Annotated in this window: 9 protein-coding genes; all 9 read right to left on the minus strand. The window is 45.8% G+C overall.

What is annotated here, in order from left to right; all coding sequences use genetic code 11:
- Positions 1-2: 2 nt before the first annotated feature.
- Entirely contained in the window at positions 3-2990 is a 2988-nt protein-coding gene (locus J2Z66_RS13300) for a DEAD/DEAH box helicase (protein ID WP_209971909.1), read from the minus strand.
- Positions 2987-4594: an SWIM zinc finger family protein gene (locus tag J2Z66_RS13305; RefSeq protein WP_209971910.1), complete on the minus strand. Its 1608-nt coding sequence runs from the start codon at positions 4592-4594 to the stop codon at positions 2987-2989. The genes J2Z66_RS13300 and J2Z66_RS13305 overlap by 4 nt, the downstream gene beginning before the upstream one ends.
- 47 nt (positions 4595-4641) lie before the next feature.
- Positions 4642-4905 carry a hypothetical protein gene (locus J2Z66_RS13310; protein WP_209971911.1) on the minus strand — a complete coding sequence of 88 codons (264 nt, stop codon included), beginning with the start codon at positions 4903-4905 and terminating at the stop codon, positions 4642-4644.
- A 208-nt stretch (positions 4906-5113) separates the two neighbouring features.
- Positions 5114-5506: a hypothetical protein gene (locus J2Z66_RS13315; protein ID WP_209971912.1), complete on the minus strand. Its 393-nt coding sequence runs from the start codon at positions 5504-5506 to the stop codon at positions 5114-5116.
- A 733-nt stretch (positions 5507-6239) separates the two neighbouring features.
- Positions 6240-6536 (minus strand): hypothetical protein, encoded by a 297-nt coding sequence (locus J2Z66_RS13320; RefSeq protein WP_209971935.1) that lies wholly within the window; start codon positions 6534-6536, stop codon positions 6240-6242.
- A gap of 28 nt (positions 6537-6564) precedes the next feature.
- Positions 6565-7212, minus strand: a complete 648-nt coding sequence (locus J2Z66_RS13325; RefSeq protein WP_209971913.1) for a hypothetical protein — start codon at positions 7210-7212, stop codon at positions 6565-6567.
- Positions 7213-7305: 93 nt separating this feature from the next.
- On the minus strand, positions 7306-8694 hold the full coding sequence (locus tag J2Z66_RS13330) for an amidohydrolase family protein (protein WP_209971914.1): 1389 nt from the start codon (positions 8692-8694) through the stop codon (positions 7306-7308).
- A 73-nt stretch (positions 8695-8767) separates the two neighbouring features.
- A complete protein-coding gene (locus J2Z66_RS13335; protein WP_209971915.1) occupies positions 8768-9793 on the minus strand; it encodes a LacI family DNA-binding transcriptional regulator in 1026 nt (341 codons plus the stop codon).
- Between the two features lie 445 nt (positions 9794-10238).
- Positions 10239-11760: S-layer homology domain-containing protein (locus tag J2Z66_RS13340; protein WP_209971916.1), on the minus strand; the 1522-nt coding region annotated here is incomplete at its 5' end.

The following is an 11760-nucleotide window of genomic DNA, read 5'->3' on the forward strand; positions in this document are numbered from 1 at the left end:
CCTCACTTATCGATCCATTCTTTGCGCAAGGCGAAAAGCTCCCGCAGCTCGCTAGTCGACATCTCGGTTACCCAGCCCTCGCCGCCGCCGACAATTTGCTCACTAAGCCCCTGCTTGCGTTCGATCATCTCATCGATGCGCTCTTCAAGTGTGCCCAGGCTGATAAATTTATGCACCTGGACATCACGGGTTTGACCGATGCGGAATGCCCGGTCCGTCGCCTGGTTCTCCACCGCAGGGTTCCACCAGCGATCAAAATGGAAAACATGATTGGCCGCTGTCAGGTTCAGCCCCGTTCCCCCTGCCTTTAGCGAAAGGATGAAAATACTGCACTGCTCTTCCTGTGGCAAGGTTCTGTCCTGAAAGCGTGTGATCAGCTCATCCCTCTTGTTTTTCGTGAGTCCTCCGTGCAGAAACTGCACAGGCTCGTTCCGTTCTTCCGTAATTGCCGCCTGCAGCAGATGCCCCATTTCCACAAACTGCGTGAAAATCAGACAGCTGTCCCCTTCCGCGCGCAGCTCATCTATCATTTCCAGCAGCCGTGACATTTTGTTGGAACGTTCCTTCTCACAGATTCTGCCTGTTTCCTTCAGAAACAATGCAGGATGATCACAGAGCTGCTTCAGCTTCGTCAAAGTGGCAAGAATCAGCCCCTTCTTCTCCATCCCGGTGAGCGAATCAATCCGCTCCATCAGGCTCTGCACGATATTCTCATACAAAGTTCCTTGTTCCACCGTCAAAGGCACATAGGCCTTGGCCTCGTTCTTGTCCGGCAGATCAAGCTGAATGGCTGGGTCCTTCTTCACCCTGCGCAGCAAAAAGGGCTTGATAAGCTTCTGTACCTGGCTGGTCAACTCGGCGTCACCGGTCTTTTCGATGGCCCCGACAAAGTTATGGGTGAATTGCCGCAGGCTTCCCAAATATCCAGGATTAATGAAATCAAAGATCGACCACAGCTCGGTTAATCGATTCTCAATCGGTGTGCCCGTTAAAGCGATGCGCTGACCCGCATTCAGCTTACGAATGGCTGAGGCTTGCTTCGTATAAGCGTTCTTGATGTTCTGAGCCTCGTCCAGGCAAACCACATCCCATTCGACAGCAGATAGCTCTTCCTCATCAATTTGGGCGAGGTTGTAGGAGGTCATGACAAGGTCCGCATCGCCGATAGCTTCAGCGAAAGCGAACTGCTCCCCTCTGGCACGCTGGGCACCGTAGTGCAGGTGCAGCTTTAGGGATGGAGCAAAACGCTCCAGTTCTTTTTGCCAATTGCCAAGAACAGAGGTTGGACAAATAAGAAGCGCAGGAGACTGCTTTGCCCTGGCAGAAGCACTGGCACTCGCATCAACCGCAACCTTCCCCTTAATCGCATCACCCCGAGAATGCAGCAGGTACGCTATGAACTGGATCGTTTTGCCGAGGCCCATATCATCAGCCAGACATCCTCCTAGGCCGAATTTGCGCAGGTATAGCAGCCATGAGACGCCTTCCAGCTGGTATTTCCGCAGCTCGGCATGAAGCAGCTCCGGGGGATCAACCACCGTAATTCCACTCGTTTGCTGAAGCTGCTTCATCATACTTCGGAGATGGCCGTTCAGCTCAACCTGAATGCGCAGGCTTGCTGCAATATCCGGGGCATCTTGCCCAAGCGTATCAGCTTCCGTTCCGCCCGAAAGAGTGCCAGCTTCACCCAGCAAATGAGCTTCGAGCACATCGCGGAAGGAGAGCCCCTTTTTGCGCTGAAATTGCTTCATAGCCGCTTGAATTTGCGCAAGAAAAGCCGGATCCAGCTGGATCCATTTGCCGCGAATGTACATAAGCCGCTTCTTTTCATCGGCCATCCGCATGAACTCTTCCTCTGTCAGATCCATATCGCCTATGGCAATCTTCCAATCGAATTCCATCAGCTGCTGCATACCAAACAAGGTACGACCGCTGGCTGAGCCTACTGCAGATTTGATTTTGGCCTTTAATTGCGGCCTCATCAGCTTCAGCTCTTCCCACCACGTTGGCAGAAACACAGAAATCCCCGCCTGTAGTAGGCCCAAGCTTCCTTGATCCATAAACTCCCACGCTTCATCATCACTCAGCTCCATGCGAATGCTGCCTGACTGCCCCGCACTTTCTAGCGAAGGTAGGACACGGATGCACTTGTCCAGATCTTTGCTGATTCGCTCCTGGATATGCTCCCGCCAATGCTGCGGAAAAGTTCCCGATCGCAGCGCCAGCGAATCATTCGAATCAAATTCAACAAGCTGATTGGGATTTTGTTTATCCTGCAAAATAAGCCGCAGTCCCCACTCCTCCTGCTCTTCCGGCTCCACCAGCTGCAGACAGGTACGGAAGGGTACTCCGTCCGTCTTCCACCCGATCGCCATGAGCCAATCCTCTTCATCCCACCATAGCCGTTCCTCCATGCTGCTTTCTTGCCCCGGTACTAACACTGGCTGCTCTACCAGAAGCTGATTCCAGGCTGACATTACCTCTTCCTGCTGCACAGTCATTTCGGCAATAATTTCAGCGAACCACTCCTTTGCATAAGCGGCCCCTTGATTCTCCGCCTGCATAAGCAGGGCTTCATAGGCCTGAGCCATTTCCCCGGGAAGCATTAGCTTCCAGCCTACGGTTCCTTTTTGCCAGTCTGTAAAAGAAGGAGCAAACCAGCCCTCCGAAAGGGCTGCTGCATAAATGACAGCCAATTCCTTTAGCAGTAGGGATTCAGCACTCCAATTCAGTGTTCCATGCAGTAAAGAAGCAGGCTGAGAAAAGTAATCCAAAGCCATTGAAGGAGTCAAGATCAGGGCTTGTCCACCGTCAACTTCCGTAATATCCAGCAGCATCGTTCCGAAAAAAGATTTCCAATGCCAGGCAAAACCCTGCTTTTTCAGTTCATGGATGGAAACAACTTCACCTTGCTCCGTCGTCGCCCAAATGCCAAAGCTCCCAGAAGGGAGCCTTGTAGACTGTAAAGTTATGGTAGATAAAGCGCTCATACGATTAGCTTCCCTTTCCGCAGCTCTTCCTGAAATGCGCGAAGTCGCGAATGCTGCTTGCTCAGCTCTGTGATGTAAAGCGACCAACGAACCGGCTCTTTCAGCTTTTTATAGGCCACGGCCAGCTTTTTGAGCAGCCTGACGGCCATCTTGTACGAATTTCTATTCTTCTCCTGAATATACCGCTCTACAGCACGATGATACAGGGGCAATAGATACTTCCGGTCGTTCACTTCTACAATTTTGAGCTCAGCAGGGTTGACTTCATTCGGTGACAGCTCCAGCAGCAAGCACAAATCTACCCATTCCTTGTAGCTTTCATTCTCGATAAGATGGTCTGCATAGTAAGAATAGCTGCCAGGGAGAAGATAGATAATGGACTGCGCGTACTCTGCTTGCATATCTTTATTGGCACATAACATTTTCCAAAATTTAAAATATTCCGAATGAAGTCCATAGGACTTAAATTTCATATTAGGCAGTAACCATTTGAGCCAAAGAGCCAGCCTGTCCCATTGCCCCAAATTCTTAAAGATCTGTAAATAAGCAAATAACCCCGTCAAATCAGGATTCATAATATCCCTATCTATCCGCTCCAAAGCCATTTGATCCTGCCCCGCCATAATATCAAAATGAACAATCGCCATGATAACAGCCTCCCGTCTGACCTGCTCTACATCAGCAGTATCGTCGAGAAAAGCCTGCAGCCTGACTTGCTCACTATGCTTCCATTCTTCCAGATTTAATAAATTCCACCAGAGCAGCCGATAAGCTGAATTCCAGTCTATGGCTGTTGTTCTTGGCTCTGGAAAAACCTGAGCAGCCAAAAAATCAGCAACAGCCTTAAGCTGTTGCGGAAATTCGCGCTGAGCGTTAACAGGATCGATCTCACTTACAACCTGATCAAGCTGTTCCATACAATTTTGAGATACTGGTTTAAAGAATGAATAATCATAGTAATAATAGGTGCGCATGCTTTCCCTATAATGGGCATCTGCCTGCTTCATCATAAACAACTGCAAGTGGACCAGATATATACCACGGATCAAAGGGGGCCAGCTTTCGGCTATTAGACCAAGCTTGTTCATCACTTCACTATAAAGAGTACCCCAGTCGGTCCCTCTGCGGAAAAGCTGCTTATACTGATCTTCAAAATACGAATGCCATTGCTCAGCTGTCCCTGTATCCTTTGGCTTATCAAAGCTTTTTTTGATTAATTTCTTGTATATATCCAGGCCAGTCAACCCCGAATTGGGAGAGAACTCTAGATCATCACTTAAGGCAGTTAAATGAGTTGGATTCAAAAGCGGCTCGGGGTTCTCCCCCAGCATTTCGCACGCCTCAAATAAAACCGCCGCCAAATGCCGGCAATACGGCCCACGTGCACAAGTGCAAGAACTGGTAGAAAACCGCTTAAGATCGATATGCACACTATTGGCGCCGTTCTCCCAGACAATAGACTTCAAAACCGTGCGCTCTTCAACCCTAATCTCATCCACTAGACCTTCTATATAGCAATTCCAGCCTCTGTACAATACTTTGGTGTCAAATCTGGTTTGCATTTGAGTAGATAACACATTCATATCCAATTTAAAATCCAGCATGCATGTGCTCCTCCATTAACATGTATCCACACTTCTATCTATATGCTCTATCGATCCTCGAAATCCAAGCTATTTCCAAGCAGAAGCTCATAGTGATCTTTGCACAGGTAATTATTCATTTCCTGCTGCTCACAGCCCGATATCCTGCACACCGTTCGTGGAATTTGCATCGATAACTCTTTCTTCACTCCGCTTTGAACGACCTTCTTTTGTCTATAATACCAAGTTGCATAATGATTCCTGCATAATCCTCTAGATGAGGCCACCTTGGTGCATCCGCTTTCCTGACATATATCTGTCTGTGTCTTCATAAAATCCTCCCTGTTGTATCGATATATAACTGTCATAATAGACATTATAAGATTATCGCTTCCGAACAGGGTAGTCAACGTTTTGCATAGTTTCACCTAAAAATTTGTGCTTATAAGCAGAAAAACTGGAGAATTTACGCAAAAAAAACAACCTTCCCCTATAATATTATAGCAGGAAAGCTGTAAAACGACGCATATTTCATCTGATTTATATAGAAAATTTACCTAGTAGAGGCATAATAAACCTGAGCATTCCCATTCCAATCCTCATAAAACCACCGATATTTCCTAGAAATCCGCTTCCTGAAGCACCGCCCGGCCCATCTCCACCACGTGATGCTCCCTGGCCTCCCCCTCCGAGCAAGCCACCTAAACCACCCAAGCCACCGCCACCCAGCAGCCCGAGCATACCGCCCAAGCCCCCTAATGCGGCAACCTGTGCCTTTGCTTTTTTGCGATTCTTTGATAGCTTCTTCTTCCCTTTAAAACCCTCCATTATGAGCTGATCCCCTTGAATGTCTCTGATCACTCCATATCGATAAGTACCATCCCTCAACACAGCGCATACTGGCATTCCGATCAAAGCGCACGCATCATACATTATTCTCACTTCCCTTCTACAAGCTTGCCATCCCACAATATATGTAGAAAAAAAGAGATTTGACTATGCTCATATGGAGGTGAACTATAATATGAGCAAAACGCCTTGCGGCGTCCTTTGATGAGCGTGTTCTTGATGTGAGTGCATGGCGGAGGGAATGGCTGTGGGCTCCAGCCGCTGTTAAAGATTTGTTCCCTTGAATGGTATACATGAGGAGGTAGGATCAAATCTTTAAAGGCGGACGCTACCGCTCTTCCGCCCACAGCCACTCCCTCTCTTTAGCTACAATCGCACGAACACCAAGCTCAAACGGACAGCCAGCAAGAGATTTTCTCTTGTTTAGAAGGAGATTTCCTAGCGGACGCAGGCGCTGGGGATGAAGAGCGCGTTCGACTGAGAAGGAGATGCCCTATTAAGCGCCCAGTGAGGCCTCTGTCCTCTTTTAGAGATGAAAATCATCGTTAACGTGACGCATTGGCCTGGAACACCTACTTTAGCGATGAAAAACATCGCTAAGTGGAGTACACGCTCATTTCGGCAGAGGCGGGCTGCTGCTAACACTCAAAAGGACTGCCAATAGAGGTTGCTTCCTGAGGCAAGGGGATAGTGATTACAATGAAAATTTTGATTTTATTTACAGCTTCCTTTGAGGAGCGCAATGGAGAGGAAGGCCTATTTCTCCAATAAATTCCCACCATTACAGTACTAGGTTGTTTACAGATACATCAGTGCATCATCGGTAATTTTGGTTCTTTTTTTCTTCAATGTAGATATCAAGCGCCTTAATTCCTCTATGTGCCAATCTAATAAAAAGCACTAAACAATAAATAGCAATGACAATAACAAATAAATAAATCAACACTCCAAAAAGTCCAAACCATCCAGAAACAATCCCTGAATTACCCAACATGGCTGCCCCCTTTCCATTTGATTCCATTTTTATAACTTTACGTTTGTTATCGGAAGAAGTTTCAATTTCATTGTTACGACAAAAAGAAGCAGCAGCCGCGGTGTTTGCTTCTTTTATCATTAGATGCAGGTTGGACTGGAAGCCTCTATTATTTAGCCATATGCTTTTGAATTTTATCGAATAGCCGTTTTTTCACTTTCCCATTTTCTTCACCTTGACTAGGATGCATAAATAAAACAAAAGATTCCTCTGCTAAAATATGATTATCAATTGCAAATTCCAATACGTCATACGCTTTAGCTTGAAGCAATTCTCCAACAAATTCTTTATCCAAAAAAATCCTGCTGCGAATCAAATTTTTAGCCTTGAAAGAAATGGCTTCTTTATGAAAGGCCTTACTATGAAATTCCGATTTCAGACTATCCACTTGTTTCAGCGATAGCCTTTCATTTTTCATTAAGTTAAGAATGATACTTTCTAAAGCAATGTACTTAACACGTCTATACTCGTCGATTATTTCATTCAACATCTTATCCGGTATCATTGGTGGGATAGTGTCTACCATCTGTCGAAAATACCACCAAGTGATATGTTCTTTGGCATGATCATTAATATTTATTTCATTTCTGTATGTATAAATACCTTTCAGAGACACTTCGGACAAATCTGAATGTATCCGTAATTGTTCGTCAGTATCTAAAAAACTAATAATTTTATTTATCTTATCAATCACTTGTTTATCATGATCCGATGCTTCAAATAGGGAATTGATTTTCTTTACCCATTCGTAGTACATTTCCCCACCCTTTCATTCCTTATTGATCTCGGATATTATAAAAAAGCCGTTCCAACAATCTCTTCTGAGGATTGGAACGACTTTCCTGTATTTTTAAATCAGCGGCCACGTTCTTTGCAGCTTGTAATTCATTCTGCCAGCTAATAATCGGGACTGTTCGTTAAATATTGGCTCCATCTCTTCGATGTTAACTCTTGTAATACGGCCGCCCTTTACTACGAACTCTCCGTCTACCAGAACGCTATCCACGCTTTTTCCATGACTGGAGTAGATCAAATTATTTACCCTGTCGTACGCAGGTAATGTCTCAGGGCGCAAAATGCCATGAATGACAATATCAGCCGCCTTGCCAACCTCCAGACTTCCACATTCATCTTCAACGCCTAGAGCTTTAGCTCCGTTGATCGTCCCCATAACGAGAACGTCTTCACGCGTAAAGATAGGAGCCTTGCGCTTGCATTCGCGATGTCCAACAGCGGCCAAATACATTTGTAAGAACATATCCAGCGAATCGCTCCAATTACCGGCGTCTGTACCGAGGGAGACTGCGAGTCCCATTTCGCTCATTTCCGGAAAATATCCAGATAACGCACCCAAGCCATATTTGGCTGATGCTCCAGGGCAATGAATAATGCGAGGGTTCGTTCTGGCCAGGATCGGCAGCTCATCTTCCTGCGCATGGATAACATGGACAAGTGCCGTACCTTCGTCAAGCACACCCAAGCTGTCAAATAATTTAATTGGAGTCATCCCATATTCTTTCACAAAGTATTGAACTTCTTCCTCATATACAGCAAGATGAATTTGCATCTGTACGCCATATTTTCTGGCCAAATCCTTAGCGCCTACAATTAGATCCGGTGAGCAATGCTCCATCCCGGCTAAACCAACATGGGCACCTACTGGCCTTTTGCGCGTACGCGGGTAATCAAGCATTTGTTTTTCCAGAATATCCAGACAAGTATTAGTCGAGAACTGCATAATAGCAAGCTCCGGAATGTAATTATCGCCAATTCCCGCACCGGTATAACCTTTGATGCCCACGATATTGCCTCCGTTGAACATTCCATCAATGTGCCTGGAGCTGCCCGTATCTCCGAAGAAGGTAGTGCCGTTCAAAGCCATTTCCATAGTAGCAAGCAGCATGCTTAAATGCTCGTCATTGCTTGAAATATTGCGCACCAGCGGATCTTCGTAATTTTCCCATATTTCCCGAACCGAAAAGGTGTCTGCCACCCAGCCTCTGACCAAATGCCATACCGCATGCTCGTGAGCATCAATCAAGCCAGGATGTACGACCCCGCCTTGGCAATCATGCTGGTCACCTTCATACTCCTTCAGCACGTCTGCATTTTTGCCAATTGCGGCAATTTTACCATCAACAATGGCAATGGCGCCATTTTCAATCATCCGTCTGCTCGGGTCAATAGTAAGAATATATCCGTTTATAAGGATTAGGTCCGCTTTTTTCTTGTCATTCATTGCTACGCCACCTCTACTTTTTTTGTAATAACGTTCTCGCAAATACGAAGTAAGAACCACGTGAACTGGCTCCTTACTTTTTGTCTGCTTGTTTGCTGTATCCGCACGATTCTTTAATCTCCAGCTGCGGCTCAAGCATAATTCGCTCAAAAACCTTCATTTTGGTCTGATTCATTTTTCTTAAAATGATTTCCCCTGCTATGGTTCCTATATCCTCAGCAGGCTGAATAACTGAAGTAAGCTGCGGCTTGATAAGTCCTATAAAGTCAATCGCGTCAAAGCAAACAACGGCTATATCCTCCGGAATCCGAAGTCCGGCTTCCATAATAGCTTGCATGGCACCATAGGCCAGCAGGTTGTTGGCAGCCACGATCGCAGTGGGAAGCTCGGCTTGCTGCAAAAATCCCTGCATGATCCGATAACCGCTTTCTTGTTTAAAATCTCCGATGCCGACCCATTTCTTATTGATGGGGATACCATTTTCTGTGAGCGCCTTTTTCCATCCCTCCAGCCTTTCGTCGGATACGCTTTCATGCAAAGAGCCAGTAATCATGGCAATCTTCTGATGTCCGATATGGATGAGATGGTTGGTCAGCTCCCTGCTTGCTTTTACATTGTCGATCACAACATAATCAAAATTATCATCAATATCCGGTAAATTATCTATAAACACAACAGGAATACCCAGATTTTTATATTTTTGAAAAAAACCAGCCTCTCTCCCGACAATCGCCACAACCAAGCCAGAAATTTGCCTTTGCAGCAAAAAATCGGTATATTCCCCCTCCCTCTCCTTATCCTCATCGCTCATGCACAGAATCAAGTGATAGCCGTGCTGTCTTGCAATAGCTTCGACCCCTTTAATTACCGTGGCAAAGAAATAGTTGGAAATGCCGGGTACAATCAGCCCAATTGCCTTCGTGGTCTTGCTTTTCAAGCTTCTGGCTACTTCATTCGGACGGTACTGGAATTCTTCGAGCGCTTCCAAAATCCGCTTCCTCGTCTTCTCATCCACACGATCCCTATTATTAATAACTCTGGACACCGTAGAGACCGAAACATTCAGATGCTTGGCTATGTCTTTCAGTTTGACCGTCATAAATAATTCCTCAATTCCACTTGTAAACACTTTGTAAAAACGTTATTACACTTTCATATTATATACAACTGTATTTAATGTCAAGAACCTAAAAATGCCCTTCGCCTCTTAACATCGTTAAGTGCACTGTATAGCACTTAAACTTTCTCAGAAATTGAAAAAGGCTCCCAGAGGGAGCCTTTAAACATTTGGATATCAGGGTTTTGGCGATGGTTACATCATGCCGCCCATGAGACAAATAAGTTTCTATAGGTTTTATGAGTCTCTTTGTGGGTTATTTATCCAACATTCTTTAAAAATCAGTTCGATAAATCCATGTGAGTATGATGTGTAGGTAGAGTTTGTGGCCAAAATGTGGGCAGGTGGTGAACACGAAATTATTCAAGTATAGGTTCTGTATGGCGGAGCATAGGGTATTTGGGTTCCATCTGCCACAACGCCATTGTCAATCCAAGAATTCGATCATAACCATTAATCGGTGCAACATGACAGCTGCTTGTGCACGTGTTGCCGATGCAGTCGGCGCTAGCCGGTCTGTACTCATACCTTGAATGAGTTTACTAGCGACAGCTTCCGACATCGCAGCTCGAGCCCAAGCTGACACTTCCGAAGCATCAGTAAACAAAGTGAGCGAATTTGGGATCTGCTCGATAGAATTGAATTCCTCTTTCACGAGTGCATGCGCATTCATGAGCATTAATGCGATTTGCTCCCGCGTAATCTGTGCCTCCGGTGCAAAATGTGTTGAACTGATCCCATTCACTAATCCAGCCCTGAAGGCTGCTTCAACTTCGGTGGAATACCAAGAAGTGATAGCTACATCCTTGAATACATCTCCTGCACCAGTACGATCAGTCTTGATCCCTAGTGCACGCACCAGTAATGATGCAAATTCAGCACGAGTAATGTTGCGATTCGGTGCATAGTCATTGATCGTTATCCCTTTGACAAACCGTTTGGATCCTAGTTGCTCAACCTCGGACTCCGCCCAATGTCCCTGCATGTCAGCGAATTCGATCCGGTCCGTCTCCACTACCGCATAGATACTATTGTGCGGCATCTGTATCACTGAATCTTGTTGACCATTACTTCGGCTAGCCATGATCGCTGGTACATACGTGAATGTTCGGCCATCTGGATCGTATAGGACGGCCATGTAATTTCGATTGGCGAATTGTTCGTCCAGCATGATCGACTTGGTCATATACGTGCCGCCAAAATCAGTTATCTCAACCCATTCATCGCCACCTGATACAAACAATTGAAATTCAATCACTTGGCTGAGCAATGTCATCCCTTGCTCGTCCGCAGCTAATATGAAATCTTCCTTAGTCTCGCCAGTTAAGGCAGAGATTTTAATAATCACATTCATTTCGTCAACAGCAATACCTAATCGTGTGGCCAGTTGTTCTAAATCCAGTACGTTTACTTTCAATTGAAAGCTGGATCCGTTCAGTTGCATGTCGAACTCGACATTCGGATTAATATCCCACAATTCTGCTAGCCGTTTACCTGGTAGATGCAATTCCACATCGGGCAGATGGTCATCAATGATAACACGAATCACTGGATGATCATCATCCAGTAACTTGGGAATTCCATCCCACACATCATCAGGCAGATTCACAACTTTTTTATTCCCACCGTTGTCCTTCGGCAACTCCTTGATATCTCGTGGAGCCACCTCTATAATGATGACGCCAGGACCAATCGATATGATTGTACGAGGATCGGAATCTTCAGGAGAGTCCGGCGGTGTAGAGTCACCTGAAGATGTACTTCGTACAATGTTGCTGATTGTGATCGTTTCGACCGCTTCATTGCCGGCATTATCCCTTGCATAGACGGTATAAGTACCATTCGCAGTAACGGTAAATTCATTGCCGACAATTGCTTCTCCGCCGGTTGCGAAGAATGCTGTTCCTTCATTGCCTGCTGCCCATCTCAGCTCGCTGATCCCACTGCTT

The sequence above is a fragment of the Paenibacillus eucommiae genome, from assembly GCF_017874215.1.
Lineage (GTDB): Bacteria > Bacillota > Bacilli > Paenibacillales > NBRC-103111 > Paenibacillus_AI > Paenibacillus_AI eucommiae.